The organism is Micromonospora sp. (genome assembly GCF_048594385.1).
Lineage (GTDB): Bacteria > Actinomycetota > Actinomycetes > Mycobacteriales > Micromonosporaceae > Micromonospora > Micromonospora wenchangensis.
The window spans coordinates 19,020-40,211 of sequence record NZ_JBMDWU010000541.1 but is presented as its reverse complement, the minus strand read 5'-3'; the positions used below and the strand labels follow the sequence as shown (position 1 = coordinate 40,211).

Here is a 21,192-nt window from a genome sequence, read left to right as displayed (position 1 = left end):
GGCCGGCGCGTGCGAGGCTGCTGCGGGGGCCCGGCCGGCCGGGCCGACGACACGGTGGAGGGTCGATGATCATCGAGGCGCGGTACCAGGGGCCGCCCGGCACGGGCAACGGCGGCTGGAGCGCGGGGATCTTCGCCGGGGCGTACGGCGCGGACGGGCCGGTCGAGGTGACGTTGCGTCGCCCGCCGCCGCTGGACACCCCGCTCACCCTCGCCGACGGCGACGTGCGCGACCCCGGGGGGCACCTGGTCGCCGAGGTACGCCCGGCCGGTGATCCGCCCGCCCCGGTTCCCCCGGTGGACCCGGCGACCGCGCGGGCCGCCTCGGCGACGTACCCGGGGCTGGTGGACCACCCCTTCCCCGGCTGCTACGTCTGCGGCCCGGAGCACCCGGACGGCCTGCGGATATACCCCGGGCGGCTGCCCGACGGCCGGACCGCCGCGCCGTGGCGGACGCCTGCCCGGGTGAGCGCGCCGACGGTGTGGGCGGCGCTGGACTGCCCCGGGGGCTGGGCGGTGATCGCCCCGGGCCGGCCGTACGTGCTGGGCCGGCTCGCCGTGACGGTGGACGCGCTGCCCGCGCCGGGCGGGGAGTACGTGGTCACCGGGGCGGTGGACACCGTCGAGGGACGCCTGGCGGTGGTGCGTACCAGCCTCTACGACGGTGCCGGTGGGCTGCTGGGCCGGGCCCGCGCCACCTGGGTCGCGCTGCCCGCCGCGCCTCGTCCCTGAGGACGACTCCGCTCCTGCCTGAGTCGGAGCAGGGCCTACCGACCGGGGCTGATGGCGTAACTTGACCTGACCAGCAAGGCTGGCAGCGGCGCATTCCGCAACGGCGTCGCAGAACGCGGTGCCCCGCGCGCCGCCGCACGGGAGGAGAACGATGTCCGACGGGCAGTGGAGCCCCAGCACCGGCCAGATCGTCGTGTCCGGTTTGACCAAGCAGTACAAGAACGTCCGGGCGGTCGACAACTTGTCCTTCACGGTCGAGCCCGGTCGGGTGACCGGCTTCCTCGGCCCGAACGGGGCGGGTAAGACGACCACCCTGCGGATGCTGCTGAACCTGGTCACCCCGACCGGTGGCACGGCGACGATCGGGGGCCGGCGGTACGCCGACCTGACCGATCCGCTGCGGCACGTGGGCGCGGTGCTGGAGGCCTCCAGCGCGCACAAGGGCCGTACCGGCATCAACCACCTGCGGGTGATCTGCGCGGCGGCCGGCCTGCCGAAGAGCCGGGCCGACGAGGCGCTGGCCCTGGTCGGGCTCACCCCGGCGGCGAAGCGCAAGTTCAAGGGCTACTCGTTGGGCATGAAGCAGCGGCTCGGCATCGCCGCCGCGATGCTCGGCAACCCCCAGGTGCTGATCCTCGACGAGCCGGCCAACGGTCTCGACCCGGAGGGCATCCGTTGGATGCGTGGCTTCCTCAAGGGGCTGGCCCACGAGGGGCGGACCGTGCTGGTCTCCAGCCACCTGCTGTCCGAGATGCAGCTCCTCGCCGACGACGTGGTGATCATCGCGGCCGGCAAGCTGATCCGGCAGGGTCCGGTCGAGCAGGTGCTCGGCTCGATGTCGCAGGGCGGCCGGGTGCGGGTGCGCACCCCGCAGGCCGAGGAGTTGACCGTGGCGCTGCGTGAGCAGTCCGCCACGGTGGAGACCGACGAGCACGGCGTGCTACTGGTCAGCGGCGTGGACGCGCCGGCGATCGGCCGGGCCGCGCTGGCCGCCAAGGTCGAGCTGCACGAACTGACCCCGGAACGACCCGACCTGGAGCGGGTGTTCCTGGAGCTGACGGCCGGGAAGGCGGGCATCCGATGAACCTCGTCCGATCCGAGCTGTTGAAGATCCGTACCACCAGCACCTGGTGGATCTTCGGGCTGATCACGGTGCCGCTGTGGGCGCTCACCGCCCTGATCAACTGGTTGCAGACCGACGCGCTGGCCAACAACAACTTCGGCGACGTGCCGGCCGACCAGGCCGACCAGATCCAGGCGGCGCAGTCGGTGGACAGCCTGGCCGCCAACGTCTACACCAACGGGCAGTTCTTCGGCCTGATGATCGTGATGCTGCTCGGCATCATCGTGGTGACCAGCGAGTTCTTCCACCAGACGGTCACCACCACCTTCCTCACCGTGCCGCACCGCACGGCGGTGATGCTGGCCAAGCTGGCCGCCGCGGCCATTCTGGCCGTGCTGTTCTGGCTGGTCACCACCGTGTTCAACCTGGCCTTCGGGGCACTGGTGATGAACAGCGTCGACCTGGGCTCGCAGCTCGGCAGCGGCGCGGTCTGGCGGGCCACCGCGCTCAACGGCCTGGCGTACCTGCTCTGGTCGGTGCTCGGGGTCGGGATCGGGGTGCTGATCCGCAGCCAGATCGGTGCCACGGTCACCGGCATCCTGCTCTACCTGGGTGGCGCGGTCGGCGCGGCCATCGCGATCAGCATCCTGGCCGCCCGCTGGGGCGACTGGATCAACGACCTCCAGGTGCTGGTGCCGTCGCTGGCGTCGTCGCTGATGGTCAGCGGGACCGAGATCCCGGGCAACCCGCCGCGTTGGGCGGGTGCGGTGGTCCTCATCGGGTACGCGGTGGTGGCCGGCGCCTTTTCGGGCGGCCCCGTTGGTGCGGCTGGGTGACGCACCACCCGGCGCCACTGCGGTAAGGAGTCATCGGAACACGAAGAGCTGATTGACTTTCGGTTTCTTCTGTGAAACCGCACACCCCTTGGAGGCGGAAATGCCTATGGTATTTCTGCGGCGTAGCCTGGGAGCCGTCGCCCGTCCACATGCACGTACGGACGACGGCGGACACCGCGTGACACACAGACCCGCGTGAAAGAGGCGATTACCGGCCGTGTCGACCCAGCAGACTTCGCAGGAGAACCCACTGGCGGGTTTCGGTCCGAACGAGTGGATCGTCGAGGAGATGTACCAGCGCTACCTCGCCGACCCGTCGAGCGTCGACTCGGCCTGGCACGACTTCTTCGCCGACTACCGACCCGCCCCGGGCGCGGCGACCCCGCGCCCGGTTGACGGCGCTGCGGCGACGCAGTAGCCGGCAGAGAAGCAGGAGCCGGTCGCCACCGTCGCGACCGGGCCCGCCGCGAAGGCGGCGACGGCCGACGCCAAGCCGACCGCCAGCAGCAGGCCGGCCCCCGCCACCAAGCCGGCAGCCACCAGGCCGGCCGCCACCAAGCAGACCGCCACCGCCGAGCCGGCCACCGCCCCGAAGCCGGCCACCGCGAAGACCGCCCCCGGGTCCGCCGCGAAGCCGGCGGCCACCGGGAAGGCCGCCCCGGCCAAGCCGGCGGCGAAGGCGTCGGCGGCCAGCGCCCCCGGCACCACGCCGCTGCGCGGGGTGGCCGCGCGGATCGTGCAGAACATGGACGCCTCACTGTCCGTACCGACCGCCACCAGCGTGCGCGCGGTCCCGGCCAAGCTGCTGGTCGACAATCGCATCGTGATCAACAACCACCTCGCCCGGGGGCGCGGCGGCAAGGTCAGCTTCACCCACCTGATCGGATACGCGCTGGTCCGGGCCGTGGTCGCACACCCGGAGCTGAACAACTCCTTCGCCGAGGTGGACGGCAAGCCGGCGATGGTCCGCCCGGAGCACGTCAACCTGGGCATCGCCATCGACCTGACCAAGCCCGACGGCTCCCGCAACCTGGTGGTGCCGTCCATCAAGGGCTGCGAGCAGAGGGACTTCCGGCAGTTCTGGCAGGCGTACGAGGACGTGGTCCGGCGCGCCCGCCGCAACGAGCTGACCATGGAGGACCACGGCGGCACCACGATCTCGCTGACCAACCCGGGCGGCATCGGCACGGTGCACTCGATCCCCCGGCTGATGCAGGGGCAGAGCGCGATCATCGGGGTCGGCGCGATGGAGTACCCCGCGCCGTACCAGGGGATGAGCGAGGCGACCCTGGCCGAACTGGCGGTCAGCAAGATCATCACGCTGACCAGCACGTACGACCACCGGATCATCCAGGGCGCGCAGTCCGGCGAGTTCCTCAAGGTCATGCACGAGCTGCTGCTCGGTGAGCACGGCTTCTACGACGGGGTCTTCACCTCGCTGCGCATCCCGTACGAGCCGGTGCGCTGGATGCAGGACGTGGCCGTCAACTCCGAGGGCCAGATCAACAAGACCGCGCGGGTGCACGAGCTGATCCACGCCTACCGGGTCCGGGGCCACCTGATGGCCGACACCGACCCGCTGGAGTTCACCATCCGCAAGCACCCCGACCTGGACGTCCTCCAGCACGGGCTGACCCTGTGGGACCTCGACCGCACGTTCCCGGTCAACGGCTTCGCCGGCAAGCAGCGGATGAAGCTGCGCGAGATCCTCGGCGTGCTGCGCGACTCGTACTGCCGTCGGCTCGGCATCGAGTACATGCACATCCAGGACCCGGAGGAGCGCCGCTGGATCCAGGAGCGGATCGAGCGCCGCTACGAGAAGCCGGCCGCCGACGAGCAGAAGCACGTGCTCAACCGGCTCAACGCCGCCGAGGCGTTCGAGACCTTCCTACAGACCAAGTACGTGGGCCAGAAGCGGTTCTCGCTGGAGGGTGGCGAGTCGCTGATCCCGCTGCTCGGCGAGGTGCTGGAGGCGTCCGCCGAGGACGGCTTGGACGAGGTCGTCATCGGCATGGCGCACCGGGGCCGGCTCAACGTGCTGGCCAACATCGTCGGCAAGCCGTACGAGAAGATTTTCTCGGAGTTCGAGGGGCACCTCGACCCGCGCTCCACCCAGGGCTCCGGCGACGTGAAGTACCACCTGGGTCAGAACGGCAAGTTCACCACGCCGGACGGCGACCACTCGGTCAAGGTGTCGGTGGTGGCGAACCCGTCGCACCTGGAGGCGGTGGACCCGGTGCTGGAGGGCATCGTCCGGGCCAAGCAGGACCGGATCGACCTCAAGCTGGAGGGTTACACCGTGCTGCCGCTGGCGGTGCACGGTGACGCCGCGTTCGCCGGCCAGGGGGTCGTCGCCGAGACGCTCAACCTGTCCCAGCTGCGTGGTTACCGCACCGGCGGCACCGTGCACGTGGTGGTCAACAACCAGGTCGGCTTCACCACCGCCCCGGAGTACAGCCGGTCCAGCCTCTACAGCACCGACGTGGCCCGGATGATCCAGGCGCCGATCTTCCACGTCAACGGCGACGACCCGGAGACCGTGGTCCGGGTGGCCCGGCTGGCGTTCGAGTACCGGCAGGCGTTCAACAAGGACGTCGTGATCGACATGGTCTGCTACCGGCGGCGCGGGCACAACGAGGGCGACGACCCGTCGATGTCCAACCCCCAGATGTACAAGATCATCGACTCGAAGCGGTCGGTCCGCAAGCTCTACACCGAGGAGCTGATCGGCCGGGGCGACATCACCGTCGAGGACGCCGAGGAGCTGCTGCGCGACTACCAGGCGCAGCTGGAGCGGGTCTTCAAGGCCACCCGGGACGCCGCCACCACCCCGCGCCAGGTCAGCCGGCCCAGCCGCGCCGAGGAGCCGGAGCCGCAGGTGCAGACCGCCACCGACGCCGCCGTGGTCAAGGCCGTCGGCGAGGCGCACGTCAACCTGCCCGAGGGCTTCACCCCGCACAAGCGCATCCAGCAGTTGCTCGACCGGCGGGCCAGGATGTCCGCCGAGGGCAACATCGACTGGGGGTACGGCGAGATCATCGCGTTCGGCGCGCTGCTGCACGACGGGGTCACCGTCCGGCTCGCCGGGCAGGACTCCCGCCGGGGCACCTTCGTCCAGCGGCACGCCTCGATCGTCGACGCCAAGACCGGCGAGGACCACCTGCCGCTGAAGTCGCTCACCGCCGACGGCGAGCGGTCCCGGTTCTTCGTGCACGACTCGCTGCTGAGCGAGTACGCGGCGATGGGCTTCGAGTACGGCTACTCGGTGGAGAACGTCAACGCGCTGGTCTGCTGGGAGGCGCAGTTCGGTGACTTCGTCAACGGCGCCCAGTCGGTGATCGACGAGTTCATCTCCTCCGGCGAGGTGAAGTGGGGCCAGCGTTCCGCGGTCACCCTGCTGCTGCCGCACGGCCACGAGGGGCAGGGCCCGGACCACACCTCCGGCCGTCCCGAGCGGTTCCTGCAGATGTGCGCCGAGGACAACATGCGGGTGGCCATCCCGACCACCCCGGCGAACTACTTCCACCTGCTGCGACGGCAGGCCCTGTCGCCCAAGCGCAAGCCGCTGGTGGTGTTCACGCCGAAGTCGCTGCTGCGGCACAAGCTCTGCGTCAGCCCGGTGGAGGACTTCACCACCGGCACCTTCGCCCCGGTGCTGGCCGACCCCGCCGCGCCCGCGGCCGAGCAGGTCAAGCGGGTGCTGCTCTGCTCGGGCAAGGTCTACTACGACCTGTTCCAGGCACGGCAGGAACGGGGTGTCACCGACACCGCGATCATCCGGATCGAGCAGCTCTACCCGCTGCCGGTGCAGGAGATCCGGGACGCGCTGGCGGCGTACCCGAACGCGGAGGACTTCGCCTGGGTGCAGGAGGAGCCGGCCAACCAGGGGGCGTGGAGCTTCGTCGCGCTCAACCTGCTGGAGCACCTGGCCGACGTCCGGCTGCGTCGCATCTCCCGGCCCGCCGCCGCCGCCCCGGCGGTCGGCTCGGCCAAGATGCACGAGGTGGAGCAGACCGCGCTGATCGACGCCGCGCTGCCCCGCCCCTGATCCATTCCGACCCACCCGGCCCGCCCCCTGTCAGGGGGCGGGCCGGGCCCGTCAGCGAGGAACGAGGAACACGGTGTACTTCACCGATCGTGGGATCGAGGAGCTGGTGCAGCGCCGGGGCGACGAGCAGGTCACCCTGGAGTGGCTGGGTGAGCGGCTGCGCGACTTCGTCGACCTCAACCCCGAGTTCGAGACGCCGATCGAGCGCTTCGCCACCTGGCTGGCCCGCCTCGACGACCTCGACGAGGACTGATCCCGGCGGCGGCCCCCGGGACGGGCGGAACGCGGGCGCGCACCCCGGGCCCCGCACCGGACCCGGGGGCGGTCAGCCGTTGCGCACCGCCGGCTCCAGGCCGGTACGCCGCAGCTTCTGCCAGCCCAGCCGCCCGCCGGTCAGCGCGGTGACCACCGCCTGCACCATCACCAGGTACATCAGCTGCCGGTAGACGAACTGTTGCAGGGGCAGCACCCACAGCACCCCGAGCTTCTCCCGGTCCAGCCGGAACGCCACCACGGCGGTGAGGGTCTGCACGCCGAGCATGACCAGCCAGGCCACCGCCGTGGCCCGGCGGTCGAGGAAGAACAGGCCGTACAGGGCCAGCAGGTCGATCACCGGCGCGAGCAGCGGCAGCAGCACCCCGCAGACGCTGAGGAAGAACAGGCAGCGCCTGGTGAACCGGCCGGACGCGCCCCGGTCGAGCACCGAGCGCCGGTGCTTCCACATCGCCTGCATGGTGCCGTAGCTCCACCGGTAGCGCTGTTTCCAGAGCTGTCCCATGGTCGCCGGGGCCTCCGTCCAGGCGCGGGCGGTCTCCTCGTAGACCACCTTCCAGCCGGCCCGGCCCAGGGCGATGGTGATGTCGGTGTCCTCGGCGAGGGTGTCGTCGGTCATCCCCCCGGCGTAGCGCAGCGCCTCCCGCCGGAACCCGCCGATCGCGCCCGGCACGGTGGACATGCAGCGCAACGTCTCGTAGAGCCGCCGGTCGAGGTTGAACCCGATGACGTACTCGATGTGCTGCCACTTGGCGATCAGGCTGCGCCGGTTGCCGACCTTGACGTTGCCGGCCACCGCGCCGACCTGCGGGTCGGCGAAGGGCTGCACCAGCCGGCGGACCGCGTCGGGCTCGAAGACGGTGTCCCCGTCGACCATCACGATCAGGTCGTGCCGGGCCAGCGCCAGGCCGGTGTTCAGGGCGCTGGGCTTGCCGCCGTTGGGCTTGCGGACCACCCGGACGTTGGGCAGGCCGAGCGCGTCGACGATGTCGGCGGTGCCGTCGGTGGAGCCGTCGTCGACGACGATCACCTCGATCCCGCCCGGATGGTCGCCGCCGGCCAGGGAGCGGACCGCCGCCGCGATCCCCTCCTTCTCGTTGTACGCCGGGACGATCACCGAGACCGGCGCGGTGACCGGCGGCCCCCAGCTCCAGTCCCTGGCCCGCCGCCGTCGGGCGTGCCGCCCGGCCAGCACGAACAACACGAGGGTACGGCCCACGGTGAGCACGCCGACGACGACGAAGAGCACACCGAACACGGTCAGCATCCGGTCGGCGCCCTGCACCGCCCAGATCAGCGTCCGGCCACGCCACCGTTCCCCGGTGCCGGCGGGGGTGGCGGCGTCCATCCGGTGGTCGACCCCGGCGGCGGCGAAGGCGAGGTTCAGCCCCTCGGTCGCGGTGACGAACCGGTACCCCCGTTCCTTCATCATCGGAATGAACCGGTCGAGGGCGGCGACGGTCTGCGACCGGTCACCGCCGGCGTCGTGCCAGAGGGTGACCGCACCGGAGTCCCCGTCGGGGGCGGCGTTCTCGACGATCCGGTCCACTCCGGGCAGCGACCAGTCCTGGCTGTCGGTGTCGTTGAGGAAGGTGAGGTAGCCCAGGTCACCGGCGGCGGTGACCACCGGCCAGTCCCGGTTGTCGATCGCCCCCGGATGCGAGGAGTACGGGAAGCGCACCAGCGAGGTCCGCATGCCGGTGGCCCCGGCCACGGCGAGCTGGGTCTGGGCGTACTCCAGGCGTTGCCGCCACGCCGGCAGTTCGGCGAGGTCAGGGTGGGTGAAGGTGTGCACGCCGAGCTGGTGCCCGCCGTCGGTCAGCTCGCGGGCCACCTCGGGGTGCCGGGCGACCTGCGAGCCCAGTACGAAGAACGTGCCCTTGACCTGGTGGGCGGCCAGGACCTTGAGCACCTCGCGGGTCCAGACCGGGTGGGGGCCGTCGTCGAAGGTCAACGCGATGGTGCGCGGCGGCAGCCGGTAGGAGCGGACCAGCTCGCTGCTGGCGCTGATGATCGGCCCGCCGGTCACCACCGAGGTGGGCACCTCCCGCTGCCCGGCGACGCTGTCCCGGCGGTCGGGGGCGAAGGAGGCGTTGGCGTACGCGCCGACCAGCAGCACACCGGCCAGCAGCGCGAGCACCGTGCCCAGCAGGATTCCGCTCGGCTGCGGCACCGGCCGGCGTCGTCGGGCCGGGCCGGGTGCGCGGCGACGGGTCGGCCCGGGTGAGCGCCGGCGGGTGGTCGGCGCAGCGGGCTCAGCCATCGACGCGGACGCCCTCGGCACCGCCGGGGAGCGGATCGGGCAGGGCGGGCGGCTCGTCGGTGGGCGTCGGCGGGTTCGGCGTCGTGGCCTGCGGCGTCGACCGGGTCGGTCGGGGCGACGCCGTGGAGGTGGCCGGGCTGCGGCTCGGCGACCGGCTGGCGCTCGGCGACGGCGAGGGGCTGACGGTGCCGCCGGTGGCGGACGGGGTGACCGGGGCGACGGCCGGCCCGCTCCCCCGGGGCGCCCGGGGGGCGACGCTCGGTGCCACGGCGCCGGTGGTCGTGGCGGGGGTGGCCGGGGTGGTGGTGGCCGTCGGGGCCGGCGGCGACGACCGCTCGGGCTGCGCGACCTCGTCGACGAAGGGGAGCACCGCGTGCGGGGCGATGCCCCCGGCGAAGCTGATCCCGACCAGCCCGGAGTAGATCAGGACCACCAGCCCCAGGGCGTACGCGAGCCAGCGCAGCCGGGAGTGGCGTCGGCCGCTGGGGTCGACGAAGACGGGGACGGGCGGGGGTACGGCGGCGATCAACGCGGTGGGGCCGTCGGTCGGGCCGGCGGTGCGGTCGAGCACCACGGTCGGCCCATCGACTACCGTCACGTCATCGGTACGATGTGGATCGACAGCCGACCAACCACCGAGCGCGCCCATGGGCTTCGATCCTTTGGATGGCGCATTCTTCCTGCTCAGGCGGTCGGCAGTCATGGGATGCGAGTTTAGGCACGAGGATCACTCAGCTTCCAGCCCGTCCCACTAATGAGACTCGGGTCGCACCTGCGGGCACCTGCCGGCGACGGTTCAGGGCGAAGGTCCCGGGCGGGACACGACGTGATCTCCTAGGGTGGTGCCGTGGCCCGCAGCGTCTACCTGACCAGCGTGGGGTCCGGCGGGGGTAAGTCGACCATCGCCCTCGGCCTCGCGGAACTCCTCTCCCGGCAGGTCGAACGGATCGGCGTGTTCCGGCCTCTGGTCTCCGACACCGGCGACGACCCGATCCTCGCCCTGCTGCACGACCGCTACCGGATCGACCTGCCCCAGGCCGACCTGACCGGCACCACGTACACCGAGGCGGCGGCCCTGGTCGCCGACGGCCGGCGGGAGGAGCTGATCTCCCGGATCGTCGAGCGGTACCGGGCGGTGGAACGGCGCTGCCCGGCGGTGATCGTGGTGGGCAGCGACTTCACCGACGGCGGGGACACCGCCGGCCCCCGGGAGCTGGCCTTCAACGCCCGGCTGGCCACCGAGTTCGGCAGCGTGGTGGTGCCCGTGGTCGACGGCTTCGGGCAGCAGCCGGAGGCGGTCACGGCGGCGGCACGCGGGGCGTACCACGATCTGGCCGACCTGGGCGCGACGGTGCTGGCGGTGATCGCCAACCGGGTGACCGGGGCGCTGACCCTGCCGGAGCTGCCCGTCCCCGCGTACGCCATCCCGGAGGTGCCGAGCGTGTCGGCGCCGACGGTGGCCGAGGTGGCGGCGGCGCTCGACGCGACCCTGCTGGCCGGCGACGACGCCGCCCTCGGCCGGGACGTGCTCGACTACGTGGTCGGCGCGGCGCACGTGCCGACCCTGCTCGACCACCTCACCGAGGGGGCCCTGGTGATCACCCCGGGCGACCGGGCCGACCTGCTGGTCGCGGCGGCCACCGCGCACGTCGCCGGGCAGGTCTCGCTGGCCGGCGTGGTGCTCACCCTCGGCGAACAGCCCGACCCCCGGGCGATGCGCCTGGTCGAACGGCTCAACACCGGCTTCGCCGTGCTCTCGGTGACCAGCGACAGCTACGACACGGTCGAGGCGTCCAGTCACATCGAGGGCCGGCCCGGCCCGGCCAACCCGCGCAAGGTGGAGGCCGCGCTCGGCGCGTTCGAGGGTCACGTCGACACCGTCGACCTGGCCCGCCGGCTGCGGGTCAGCCGCTCCGAGCGGGTCACCCCGCTGATGTTCGAGTACGACCTGATCGACCGGGCCCGCGCCGACCGCCGCCGGCTGGTGCTGCCCGAGGGCACCGACGAGCGCATCCTGCGGGCCACCGAGATCCTGCTCCGCCGGGGGGTCGCCGACCTGACCCTGCTCGGCCGCCCCGACGAGGTGGCCCGCCGCACCCGCGAGCTGGGCATCGACCTGACCGGCGCGCAGGTGGTCGACCCGGCCGGCAGCGCCTGGCGGGACGAGTTCGCCACCCGGTACGCGGCGCTGCGCGCCCACCGGGGCGTCACCGCCGAGATCGCGCACGACATCGTGGCCCAACCCAACTACTTCGGCACCATGATGGTGGCCACCGGGCACGCCGACGGGATGGTCTCCGGGGCCACCCACACCACCGCCGCCACCATCCGTCCCGCCTTCGAGATCATCCGTACCGTGCCGGGCGTCTCGGTGGCGTCGAGCGTGTTCTTCATGCTGCTCGCCGACCGGGTGCTGGTCTACGGCGACTGCGCGGTCAACCCCGATCCGGACGCCGCCCAGCTCGCCGACATCGCCATCTCCTCGGCCGACACGGCGGCCCGGTTCGGCATCGAACCCCGGGTGGCGATGCTGTCGTACTCGACCGGGGACTCCGGCGCGGGAGCCGACGTGGAGAAGGTCGCCGCCGCCACCAGGCTGGTCCGCGAGCGCCGGCCCGACCTGCTGGTCGAGGGGCCGATCCAGTACGACGCGGCGATCGACCCGCAGGTCGCGGCGACGAAGCTGCCGAGCAGCACCGTCGCCGGGCGGGCCACCGTGTTCATCTTCCCGGACCTCAACACCGGCAACAACACGTACAAGGCGGTGCAGCGGTCGGCGGGGGCGGTGGCCGGCGGCCCGGTGATGCAGGGCCTGCGCCGACCGGTCAACGACCTGTCCCGGGGCGCGAAGGTCGCCGACATCGTCAACACCGTGGCGATCACCGCCATCCAGGCGGCCGGATCGTCGGAGGAGGGGTCGTGACCGACCGGGTGCTGGTGCTCAACTGCGGGTCGTCGTCGGTGAAGTACCGGTTCTACGCCGGGGAGTCGACCGTCGACTCCGGCACCGTGGAGCGGATCGGCGAGCCGGGCGGCGGCCCACCCGACCACGCCACCGCCGTCCGGGACGTCCTCGGCCGGCTCGACCTGACCGGGCTGACCGCCGTGGGGCACCGGGTGGTGCACGGCGGTCGGCGGTTCAGCGCGCCGGTGCGGATCGACGACGCGGTCGTCGCCGCGATCGGGGAGCTGGTGCCGCTGGCACCCCTGCACAACCCGGCCAACCTGGCCGGCATCGAGGTCACCCGGGAACTGCTGCCGGACGTCGCCCAGGCGGCGGTCTTCGACACCGCGTTCCACCACACCCTGCCCGAGTCCGCCGCCACGTACGCCATCGACCTGGACACCGCCCGCCGCCACGACATCCGCCGGTACGGCTTCCACGGCACCTCCCACGCGTACGTGTCGCGGCGCACCGCCGAGCTGCTCGACCGGCCGTACGACCGGCTGCGCACGATCAGCCTGCACCTGGGCAACGGGGCGAGCGCCTGCGCGGTGGACGGCGGACGCAGCGTGGCCACCTCGATGGGGATGTCCCCGCTGGAGGGGCTGGTGATGGGCACCCGCAGCGGGGACCTCGACCCGACGGTGATCTTCCACCTGCGCCGCGAGGGTGGGATGGGGGTCGACGAGATCGACGACCTGCTCAACCACCGCAGCGGGCTGCTCGGCCTCACCGGGGCCAACGACATGCGGGAGGTGCAGGCCCGCCGGGCCGCCGGAGATCCTGCCGCGGTCCTCGCCTTCGACGTCTACTGCCGGCGGATCACCGGCTACGTCGGGGCCTACCACGCGCTGCTGGGCGGGGCGGACGCGATCACCTTCACCGCCGGGGTGGGCGAGCACTCCCCCGAGGTACGGGCCGCCGCCCTGGCCGGACTGGACCGGCTCGGCATCGCCGTCGACCCCGACCGCAACGCCGGCACCGGCGACCGGGTGATCTCCCCGGCCGGCGCGCCGGTCAGCGTCTGCGTGGTCGGCACCGACGAGGAGCGGGAGATCGCCCGGCAGACCCGCGCGGTGCTGGCCGGGGCGGACCGAGCGGTGGAGCCGGACCGACCGGGGCGGTGACCACCATCGTCCGGACGGCCGGGCCGGACCGGTCCGTCGACCACCTACCGTGCAGGCATGGGGGTGAGGCGGCTGTGCGCCGTGGTGCTGGCCGCGCTGCTCGCCGGCTGCGGCCCGGCCGCCGCCGCCACCGACCCGCCGCCACCGCCGCCGGCCCGGCACGCCCCGGACCACGCCCTACCGGTCGCGGTGCGCACGTTCACCGTCGACCCGGCCGGGCCGCGCCCGCTGCCGGTGACGCTCTGGTACCCGAGCGTGGGTGGCCGGGTCGCCCCGGGCCGGTTCCCGGTGGTGCTGCACAGCCACGGCCTGCACAGCCTCCCCGAGCTGCACGCCGCGTTGGCCGTCAGGTGGGCCGCCGCCGGTTTCGTGGTGGCCGCGCCGACCTACCCGTACACCAACCGGCGGGCGGCCCGGTTCAGTCGCGCCGACGTCCGTAACCAGCCCGCCGACGGCTGGCGGGTGATCCGGCACCTGGTCCGGTTGGACGCCCGCACCGGTGACCCGCTCGCCGGGCACCTGGACGTGGGCCGGTTCGCGGCGACCGGGCACTCGGCGGGCGGCTTCACCACGGCCGGCATGTTCACCTCCGGCCATCCGGCCCGGCTGCGCTCCGGCGTGATCATCGCCGGGGGTGGACTGGCCGGCGCCTTCGCCGGGCCGAGCGCACCGCTGTTGTTCGTGCACGGCACCGCCGACCCGGTGGTGCCGCTGGCCGTCGGCCGGGCCGGCTACCGGCGGGCGGGCGGCCCGAAGGCGTTCCTCAGCGTGCTCGGGCAGGGTCACGGCGAATACCTCACCCCGGGGCGTCCGGGCTTCGAGCAGGTGCTCGCCACCGTCACCGACTTCCTGCGCTGGACCCTCTACGACGACCGGGACGCCGGCCGGCGGCTGCGCACCGACGCCACCCGCCCCGGCGTCACCACCCTCGACGACCGGTTGGCCGACGCCGGACCGTAGCCCGCCGGGCAGCCGCGACGGGCAGGCACAATCGTTCTCATGTCCCGTCGTCGTATCCCGGTCCTGCTGACCGCCGCGCTGCTCGCCGCCGGCCTCGTCGGCTGCTCGGCGTCGCCGTCCGTGCCCCCCGCCGCCCCGTCGCCGACGCCGCAGGCGACCGCGCCGCAGGCCACCCCGCAGGCGTCGCGTGTTCCCGCCGGGACCGCGCCGACGCGGGCGTTCGCGGTCGGCGTACGGGAGCTGAGGCTGAACCGGGGCGGCGACCGCCCGCTGCCGGTGACCCTCTGGTATCCGGCCCGGGGCACCGCCGGTGGGGCGGCGCAGCGCGACGCCCCGGTGGCGGCCGGACGGTTCCCGGTGGTGGCGTTCAGCCACGGCCTCGACGGGCGGCCGACCGACTACCGGGCGTTGACGACCCGCTGGACGGCGGCCGGTTTCGTGGTGGCCGCGCCGATGTTCCCGCACACCGGCAAGGGCACCGACGGCAGCGTCCTGGACGTGCTCAACCAGCCCGCCGACGTGTCGTACGTGCTGGACAAGGTGCTGGCGCTGGACGCGAAGGCCGGTGACCCGCTGCGCGGCCGGCTGGCCACCGACCGGGTGGCCGCCGCCGGGCACTCGGCCGGCGGGGTGACCACCATCGGCCTGTTCACCACCGGCCGGGACGAGCGGCTGCGCGCCGGGGTGGTCCTCGCCGGGACCGGGCTGGGCGTGGGCACCGCCTTCGCCGGGGCCGCCGCCCCGCAGCTCTTCGTGCACGGCCGGGCCGACGAGGTGGTCGACTACGCCGCCGGCAAGGCCGTCTACGACGCGGTGCCGTGGCCCAAGGCGATGCTCAGCCTGACCCGGGGCGACCACGGCCGGGTCCTGCTCGGTGACGACACGGCCCTGCGGGTGGTCTCCGACACCATCGTCGAGTTCCTCCGCTGGACGCTCTACGGCGACGCGGCCGCCCGGGACCGGCTGCCCGCCTCGGCCACCCGGGGCGACATCGCCACCCTCGACGACCGCCTCTGAGCCACGGATCAGGCGGTGTGGTCGACCACGACCTTGCCGAAGACCTCACCGGAGTGCAGCCGGGCGAAGGCGTCGGCCACCCGGCTGAACGGGACCACGCTGTCGACCACCGGGCGTACCTCGTGCTCGGCGCAGAAGGCGAGCAGCTCGGTCAGCTCGTCGGGGGTGCCCATCGAGGTGCCGAGGATCTCCAGCTGCATGGCGAAGACCCGGCGCAGGTTCACCGGCGGCAGGTGACCCGAGGTCGCCCCGGCGACCACGATCCGGGCCATCGGGGCGGCCGACTTCAACGAGTGGTCGAAGGTGGCCGCGCCGACCGTCTCGATCACCACGTCGACCCGCTCCGGCAGCCGGGCGCCGGGTTCCAGGGCGGTCGCCCCCAGCGCGGCGACGCGGTCCCGCTTGGCGGCGTCGCCGCTGGTGGCGTACACCCGCTTGCCCAGCGCCAGGCCGAGCGCGACGGCGGCGGTGGCGACCCCGCCGCCGGCCCCCTGCACCAGCACCGCCTCGCCGTCGGCGATCCGGCCCCGGGTGGTGAGCATCCGCCACGCGGTGAGCCAGGCCGTCGGCAGGCAGGCCGCGTCGGTCGCCGACAGGCCGGTCGGCAGCGGCAGCAGGTTCATCCGGGGTACGGCCACCCGCTCGGCCAGGGTGCCCTGGTAGTGCTCGGAGAGGATGGAGACACCCCGCGGGTCGCCGGGGGTGGGCAGCACCGGGTAGATCACCACCTCGTTGCCGTCCGGGTCGGTGCCGACCGCGTCGCAGCCCAGGATCATCGGCAGTTGACCGTCGGCGAGCCCGACCCCGCGCAGCGACCACAGGTCGTGGTGGTTGAGCGAGCTGGCCCGCACCTGCACCGTCACCCAGTCGTCGTCGAGGCGGGCGGGCTCGGGACGGTCGCCGACGGTGAGCGCGGCGAGCGGGTTGTCGGCGTCGAACCGGGAGGCATAGGCGGCACGCATGATCCGCACCGTAACAGCGCGACGATCGTTCACGAAGGGTCCGGGCCGGCCGGCCCGGACCCTTCGCACCTGCTCGCCGGGCGCGTCGTGCGCCCGGCGCCAGTCGCTCAGGCGCGGGCGCCGCCGGCGTGGCGGGCCGCCAGGGCCACCGCCGCCGCCACCGCCGGGGCGACCCGGGGGTCGAGCGGGGACGGCACGATGGCGTCCGCGCTGAGCGACCCGTCGACCACCGCGGCGATCGCGTCGGCGGCGGCCACCTTCATCCCGTCGGTGATCCGGGTGGCCCTGGCGTCCAGCGCGCCCCGGAACACCCCGGGGAAGGCGAGCACGTTGTTGATCTGGTTGGGGTAGTCGCTGCGTCCGGTGGCGACCACCGCCACGTGCCGGGCGGCGACCTCCGGGTCCACTTCGGGGGTGGGGTTGGCCAGCGCGAAGACGATGCCGCCCGGGGCCATCCCGGCGACCGCCGCCTCGGGGATCCGCCCGCCGGAGACACCGATCAGCACGTCCGCACCGCGCAGCGCCTCGGTGACGTCACCGCGCCGCCCCTGCGCGTTGGTGGTCTCGGCGAGGTACGCCTTGGTCTCGGTCAGGTCGTCGCGGTGCCGGCCGATCACCCCCCGGGAGTCGCAGACCACCACCTGTTCGGGGTCCACTCCCCCGGCGACGAGCATGTGGGTGACCGCGACGCCGGCCGCGCCGGCCCCGCTGACCGTCACCCGCAGGTCGCCGAGCTTGCGGTTCAGCAGGGACGCCGCGTTGCGCAGCGCGGCCAGCACCACGATCGCGGTGCCGTGCTGGTCGTCGTGGAAGACCGGGATGGGCAGCGCCTCGTCGAGTCGCCGTTCCACCTCGAAGCAGCGCGGGGCGCTGATGTCCTCCAGGTTGATCCCGCCGAACGAGGGGGCGAGGGCACGGACCGTCGCCACGATCTCGTCGACGTCCTGGGTGTCCAGACAGACCGGCACCGCGTCGACGCCGGCGAACTGCTTGAACAGCACCGCCTTGCCCTCCATCACCGGCAGCGCCGCGCGGGGGCCGATGTTGCCGAGGCCGAGCACGGCGGAGCCGTCGGTGACGACGGCGACGGTGTGCGACACCCAGGTGTAGTCGTCGACCAGCGCGGGGTCGGCGGCGATCGCCTCGCACACCCGGGCCACCCCCGGGGTGTACGCGAGCGAGAGGTCCTCGCGGCTGGTCAGCGGGACGGTCGAGGCGACGGCGAGCTTGCCGCCGAGGTGCAGTCGGAAGACGGGATCAGCGGGATCCACGGTGGACGCAGACATGGTGACTCCAGGATCTGTCGAGCAGACGGAGCGGCCGGCGCGAGGGCGCGAGGTGAGGCGGAGCGGCGACACGCGGTACGGGGGTCACCCGGGCACCTCCCGAGCATAGTCAGGCCACCGGCACCGGGTTGTGAGGAGGGTCATATCGGTGCGGTGGCCGGCCGACCGGGGTGGGGCCAGTAGCGGAACACCACCCGACCCAGCACGTCGGCCACCCCGTACGCCCGGGAGTCGTCGGTGACCAGCGCGTTGTCACCGTGCAGCCACCACCCGCCGTCCTGTGGGCGTACGGCGCGCTTGACCACCAGCAGGTCCGGGCGGCTGCGGAACACGGCCACCACCACGTCGCCGGGGCGGACGGGCCGGCCACCCCGGCGGACCAGCAGCGCGTCGCCGTGGCGCAGGGTGGGTGACATGGACGGCCCGGTCACGCCGACGGCGGTGAACGGGGCGCGCGACCGAAGGGTGGGACCGGAGCCGCCGACCGTCACGAGGTTTCCCCTCCGCCCCTGCCGGGGACGTCGTCAGGAGTAATGTCGGCTCGGATCATCGCAAACATCCCATGGAGGAACCTGATGCGACTTCCCCGCATCCTTTCGCCCCGTGTGACCGCCAGCGCACACTGTGACCTGCCCTGCGGCGTCTACGACCCGGCGCAGGCCCGGATCGAGGCCGAGTCGGTCAAAATGATCTGCGAGAAGTACCAGGCGAACACGGACCCCGAGTTCCGCACCCGGGCGATCCTGATCAAGGAGCAGCGCGCCGACCTGGTCAAGCACCACCTGTGGGTGCTCTGGACCGACTACTTCAAGCCGCCGCACTTCGAGAAGTACCCGCACCTGCACCAGCTGTTCAACGAGGCCACCAAGGCTGCCGGCGCGGCCGGCGCCAAGGGTGCGACCGACCCGGCCAAGGCCGACGAGCTGCTCCAGAAGATCGACGAGATCTCCAAGATCTTCTGGGAGACCAAGCAGGCGTGAGCCTGCCCACCACGGCACCGACGATCCGGCCGGCGCGTCCTGGGGACGTGCCGGCCATCGTCGCGATGGTGCACGAGTTGGCCGACTACGAGCAGGCGGCCGACCGCTGCGGGCTGACCCCGGCACAGCTCGACACCGCCCTGTTCGGGCCGGCCCCGGCGCTGTTCGGGCACGTCGCGGTGGACGACGCCGACCAGCCGGTCGGCTTCGCGCTGTGGTTCCTCAACTTCTCCACCTGGGCCGGCGTGCACGGCATCTACCTGGAGGACCTGTACGTCCGCCCGGCGTGGCGGGGCACCGGGGCCGGCCGGGCGCTGCTGGCCACCCTCGCCGGGATCTGTGTGGAGCGCGGCTACCGGCGGCTGGAGTGGTGGATGCTCGACTGGAACCCGGCCGCCCGGTTCTACGCCTCGATCGGGGCCGAGCCGATGACCGAGTGGGTGCCCTACCGGCTCGACGGGCGGGCCCTGCACGGCCTCGCCGCCGAAGGGGTGACGTCGGCCACGCGGCTGTCCGCCCGGCCGGGTAGAGTCCCGGACCGGGGGGATGAGGCGTGACTCAACTGACCGGCCAGCCAGCGACCGACGACGACGTCGTGCACCTCACCGTGCCCGCCGACGGCGGCTACCTGGGCGTGCTGCGCACCGCCACGGCGGGGCTCGCGGCCCGCCTCCAGTTCGCGCTCGACGAGATCGAGGACCTGCGCATCGCGGTCGACGAGGCGTGCGCGATGCTGCTCGCCATCGCCACCCGCGACGCCGAGTTGGAGTGCCGGTTCTCGGTCACCGAGGACGCGCTGACCGTCGAGGTGACGGTGCCGACCGTGCGCGGGGCAACCCTGCCGGGGGAGTCCTCGTTCGCCTGGAAGGTGCTCACCGCGCTGACCACTGCGGCGGCGGCGGAGTCCACCCAGGGCCGGGCCACCATCTCGCTGCTGACCCGCCGCTCCGCCGGCTACTGACCGGGCCGGCCGGCGACGTCGCGCCGCGTCCGGCGGTGCGGGTCAGCCGAAGCCCAGGGCCCGGGTGGTCGGTGGGCTGACCAGCAGCGCGCAGACGCCCACCCCGAGCACGATCAGCGGTGCGCCGAGCCAGCCCAGCCCGCCGGAGATCATGAACCAGCCGACCGGCACCAGCATCAGCTCCAGCACCATCGCCGGGGCGCGGGCACCGGCCCGGCGGCGGGCCAGCGCCCCGGCCAACGCCCAGAGCGCGACCGCACCGGCGATGGCGAACCCGGTCACGAAGAGTGCCGAGACCAGATCGGTCTTGGTGGCGGTGAGGTCGGCCCAGACGAGCCAGCCGGCGAGCAGCGCCAGGGCGACGGCCTCGGCCCGCAGCAGGCGTACCGCCCAGCGCAGGGTGTCGGGAACCGGCGCGGAGTCGATCGTCACGCGGGCCACGATACCCCTGCCCCATCACGTAAAGTGCCCGCCATGCGGGCCGTCCTGGTGGTCAATCCGAAGGCCACCACCACCAGCGAACGCAGCCGGGACGTGCTGGTCCGGGCGCTGCGCAGCCAAGTAGACCTGTCGGTGCGGTACACCCGACGCCGGGGCCACGCCACCGACCTGGCCCGGGAGGCCGCCCAGGAGGGGGTCGACCTGGTGGTCACCCTGGGTGGGGACGGCACGGTCAACGAGGTGGTCAACGGCCTGATGACCGCCGATCCCCCGACGATCCGCACCGGCGGCTCCCCGGCGGAGCGGCTGCCGGCGCTGGCCACCGTGCCGGGCGGCTCGACCAACGTCTTCGCCCGCGCCCTCGGGCTGCCCCGGGAGTGGGCGGACGGCACCAGCATGATCCTGGAGGGGTTGCGGCTGGGCCGGTCCCGCACGATCGGGCTGGGCCGGGCCGACGACCGCTACTTCACCTTCTGCGCCGGCTTCGGCCTGGACGCGGCCGTGATCCACCGGGTGGAGCAGGCCCGGCGGCGGGGGCGGGTCTCCTCCCCCGCGCTCTACTTCCGTTCCACCCTGAGCCACTACTTCCTCGGCTCGGACCGGCGGCATCCGGCGATCAGCCTGGAGCGGCCGGGCGAGCCGGCCGAGGCCGAGCTGGCGACCGTGATCATCCAGAACACCGCGCCGTGGACGTACCTCGGCGACCGGGAGGTCAACCCGAACCCGGCGGCGTCGTTCGATCTCGGGCTGGACGTGATGGCGCTGCGTCAGCTCCGCGTCGCCAGCACGACACGCACGGTGACGCAGTTCCTCTCCCGACACCCCGATCCGCGCGGCAAGCAGGTGCTCCGATTGCACGATCTGGAGGAGTTCACGCTGGTCTCGGCCCGCCCGCAGGCCTTCCAGCTGGACGGGGACTACCTCGGCGAGCGACACAAAGTCAGATTCACCTCCGTTTCCGGCGCACTGAGAGTAATCTGCTAGGTCTCGGGTAACGCCCTAGGTCGAGCGGTTGGAACGCCGCGCGGCGCGGTGGCCGCCACACCGAGGAGGAGTGTCGGAAATGTCAGCAATGTCACGCGGACTGTACTATATTGATCCTCGACTGTGGTACGCCGGGTGACGGGGAAGCCCGGAAACCGGACAAAAGGGTCGTGAGCTTGCTCACCGAGCGGAGTTTTTCCGAGTGTCACCCCTTGACATCGCGTTCGTTCGTGAAAGTATTCACAAGCGAACTTGAGTTACCGGGACATTGCCTGGATATGCTCGGCCGGTTGAGCAGTTCCAGCAGGCCCAGGCG

Annotated in this window: 18 protein-coding genes and 1 pseudogene; 13 read left to right on the top strand and 6 right to left on the bottom strand. The window is 72.9% G+C overall.

The annotated features are described in order from the left end of the window. Window positions 1-65 precede the first annotated feature (65 nt). The 5 genes and pseudogenes from ACOJTC_RS28790 to ACOJTC_RS28770 all read left to right on the top strand — a co-directional run bounded on the left by ACOJTC_RS28790 (window position 66) and on the right by ACOJTC_RS28770 (window position 6,931). Window positions 66-731 carry a hypothetical protein gene (locus tag ACOJTC_RS28790; protein WP_420119239.1) on the top strand — a complete coding sequence of 222 codons (666 nt, stop codon included), beginning with the start codon at window positions 66-68 and terminating at the stop codon, window positions 729-731. A 151-nt stretch (window positions 732-882) separates the two neighbouring features. Next, window positions 883-1,815 carry an ABC transporter ATP-binding protein gene (locus ACOJTC_RS28785; protein WP_204926854.1) on the top strand — a complete coding sequence of 311 codons (933 nt, stop codon included), beginning with the start codon at window positions 883-885 and terminating at the stop codon, window positions 1,813-1,815. Continuing rightward, window positions 1,812-2,630, top strand: a complete 819-nt coding sequence (locus tag ACOJTC_RS28780; protein ID WP_420119238.1) for an ABC transporter permease — start codon at window positions 1,812-1,814, stop codon at window positions 2,628-2,630. The genes ACOJTC_RS28785 and ACOJTC_RS28780 overlap by 4 nt, the downstream gene beginning before the upstream one ends. Window positions 2,631-2,847: 217 nt before the next feature. Beyond that, a pseudogene (locus tag ACOJTC_RS28775) lies at window positions 2,848-6,678 on the top strand (multifunctional oxoglutarate decarboxylase/oxoglutarate dehydrogenase thiamine pyrophosphate-binding subunit/dihydrolipoyllysine-residue succinyltransferase subunit). A 73-nt stretch (window positions 6,679-6,751) separates the two neighbouring features. Next, window positions 6,752-6,931 (top strand): DUF6104 family protein, encoded by a 180-nt coding sequence (locus ACOJTC_RS28770; RefSeq protein WP_091241170.1) that lies wholly within the window; start codon window positions 6,752-6,754, stop codon window positions 6,929-6,931. 72 nt (window positions 6,932-7,003) lie between these two features. Here the strand turns inward: ACOJTC_RS28770 and ACOJTC_RS28765 are convergent, their stop codons facing one another. Then, on the bottom strand, window positions 7,004-9,214 hold the full coding sequence (locus ACOJTC_RS28765) for a bifunctional polysaccharide deacetylase/glycosyltransferase family 2 protein (RefSeq protein ID WP_420119237.1): 2,211 nt from the start codon (window positions 9,212-9,214) through the stop codon (window positions 7,004-7,006). Then, window positions 9,207-9,812, bottom strand: coding sequence for a hypothetical protein (locus ACOJTC_RS28760; protein WP_420119236.1), 606 nt, complete (start codon window positions 9,810-9,812; stop codon window positions 9,207-9,209). The genes ACOJTC_RS28765 and ACOJTC_RS28760 overlap by 8 nt, the downstream gene beginning before the upstream one ends. A 249-nt stretch (window positions 9,813-10,061) precedes the next feature. On the opposite strand from ACOJTC_RS28760, the gene pta reads away from it, so the two are divergent. The 4 genes from pta to ACOJTC_RS28740 are packed head-to-tail and all read left to right on the top strand — an operon-like array spanning window position 10,062 to window position 15,262. Next, the gene (gene pta, locus ACOJTC_RS28755; protein ID WP_420119235.1) at window positions 10,062-12,137 is read left to right on the top strand and encodes a phosphate acetyltransferase; all 2,076 of its coding nucleotides are present in this window, start codon (window positions 10,062-10,064) and stop codon (window positions 12,135-12,137) included. Then, window positions 12,134-13,285 carry an acetate/propionate family kinase gene (locus ACOJTC_RS28750; protein ID WP_420119234.1) on the top strand — a complete coding sequence of 384 codons (1,152 nt, stop codon included), beginning with the start codon at window positions 12,134-12,136 and terminating at the stop codon, window positions 13,283-13,285. The genes pta and ACOJTC_RS28750 overlap by 4 nt, the downstream gene beginning before the upstream one ends. Before the next feature lie 57 nt (window positions 13,286-13,342). Next, window positions 13,343-14,245: an alpha/beta hydrolase family protein gene (locus ACOJTC_RS28745; RefSeq protein ID WP_420119233.1), complete on the top strand. Its 903-nt coding sequence runs from the start codon at window positions 13,343-13,345 to the stop codon at window positions 14,243-14,245. Window positions 14,246-14,284: 39 nt separating this feature from the next. Further along, the gene (locus tag ACOJTC_RS28740) at window positions 14,285-15,262 is read left to right on the top strand and encodes an alpha/beta hydrolase family protein (RefSeq protein WP_420119232.1); all 978 of its coding nucleotides are present in this window, start codon (window positions 14,285-14,287) and stop codon (window positions 15,260-15,262) included. Window positions 15,263-15,270: 8 nt separating this feature from the next. Here ACOJTC_RS28740 and ACOJTC_RS28735 read toward each other — a convergent pair whose 3' ends face one another. The 3 genes from ACOJTC_RS28735 to ACOJTC_RS28725 form a co-directional block, all read right to left on the bottom strand. Beyond that, a complete protein-coding gene (locus tag ACOJTC_RS28735; protein ID WP_420119231.1) occupies window positions 15,271-16,233 on the bottom strand; it encodes a zinc-binding dehydrogenase in 963 nt (320 codons plus the stop codon). 98 nt (window positions 16,234-16,331) lie between these two features. Then, entirely contained in the window at window positions 16,332-17,510 is a 1,179-nt protein-coding gene (locus tag ACOJTC_RS28730; protein ID WP_420119230.1) for an NAD(P)-dependent malic enzyme, read from the bottom strand. 140 nt (window positions 17,511-17,650) lie between these two features. Continuing rightward, the gene (locus ACOJTC_RS28725; protein WP_204926844.1) at window positions 17,651-18,001 is read right to left on the bottom strand and encodes a S24/S26 family peptidase; all 351 of its coding nucleotides are present in this window, start codon (window positions 17,999-18,001) and stop codon (window positions 17,651-17,653) included. Window positions 18,002-18,085: 84 nt separating this feature from the next. Here ACOJTC_RS28725 and sodN point away from each other — a divergent pair, with 84 nt between their 5' ends. Genes sodN through ACOJTC_RS28710 form a run of 3 tightly spaced genes read left to right on the top strand, consistent with a single transcriptional unit; the run spans window position 18,086 to window position 19,451 of the window. After that, window positions 18,086-18,490, top strand: coding sequence for a superoxide dismutase, Ni (gene sodN, locus ACOJTC_RS28720; RefSeq protein ID WP_088645999.1), 405 nt, complete (start codon window positions 18,086-18,088; stop codon window positions 18,488-18,490). Then, window positions 18,487-19,047, top strand: coding sequence for a GNAT family N-acetyltransferase (locus ACOJTC_RS28715; RefSeq protein WP_377684269.1), 561 nt, complete (start codon window positions 18,487-18,489; stop codon window positions 19,045-19,047). Before sodN ends, ACOJTC_RS28715 begins: the two co-directional genes overlap by 4 nt. Continuing rightward, window positions 19,044-19,451 (top strand): ATP-binding protein, encoded by a 408-nt coding sequence (locus ACOJTC_RS28710; RefSeq protein ID WP_204926843.1) that lies wholly within the window; start codon window positions 19,044-19,046, stop codon window positions 19,449-19,451. The genes ACOJTC_RS28715 and ACOJTC_RS28710 overlap by 4 nt, the downstream gene beginning before the upstream one ends. Window positions 19,452-19,493: 42 nt before the next feature. Here ACOJTC_RS28710 and ACOJTC_RS28705 read toward each other — a convergent pair whose 3' ends face one another. Beyond that, window positions 19,494-19,883: a hypothetical protein gene (locus ACOJTC_RS28705; protein WP_204926842.1), complete on the bottom strand. Its 390-nt coding sequence runs from the start codon at window positions 19,881-19,883 to the stop codon at window positions 19,494-19,496. A 42-nt stretch (window positions 19,884-19,925) separates the two neighbouring features. On the opposite strand from ACOJTC_RS28705, the gene ACOJTC_RS28700 reads away from it, so the two are divergent. Next, entirely contained in the window at window positions 19,926-20,876 is a 951-nt protein-coding gene (locus ACOJTC_RS28700) for a diacylglycerol/lipid kinase family protein (RefSeq protein ID WP_204926841.1), read from the top strand. The last annotated feature ends 316 nt before the right edge of the window (window positions 20,877-21,192 follow it).

Coding starts and splice junctions, on each gene's coding strand:
- ACOJTC_RS28785 (WP_204926854.1), top strand. CDS start 883: ATGTCCGACGGGCAGTGGAGCCCCAGCACCGGCCAGATCGTCGTGTCC.
- ACOJTC_RS28730 (WP_420119230.1), bottom strand. CDS start 17,510: ATGTCTGCGTCCACCGTGGATCCCGCTGATCCCGTCTTCCGACTGCAC.
- ACOJTC_RS28700 (WP_204926841.1), top strand. CDS start 19,926: ATGCGGGCCGTCCTGGTGGTCAATCCGAAGGCCACCACCACCAGCGAA.
- ACOJTC_RS28740 (WP_420119232.1), top strand. CDS start 14,285: ATGTCCCGTCGTCGTATCCCGGTCCTGCTGACCGCCGCGCTGCTCGCC.
- sodN (WP_088645999.1), top strand. CDS start 18,086: ATGCGACTTCCCCGCATCCTTTCGCCCCGTGTGACCGCCAGCGCACAC.
- ACOJTC_RS28765 (WP_420119237.1), bottom strand. CDS start 9,214: ATGGCTGAGCCCGCTGCGCCGACCACCCGCCGGCGCTCACCCGGGCCG.
- ACOJTC_RS28745 (WP_420119233.1), top strand. CDS start 13,343: ATGGGGGTGAGGCGGCTGTGCGCCGTGGTGCTGGCCGCGCTGCTCGCC.
- ACOJTC_RS28790 (WP_420119239.1), top strand. CDS start 66: ATGATCATCGAGGCGCGGTACCAGGGGCCGCCCGGCACGGGCAACGGC.
- ACOJTC_RS28780 (WP_420119238.1), top strand. CDS start 1,812: ATGAACCTCGTCCGATCCGAGCTGTTGAAGATCCGTACCACCAGCACC.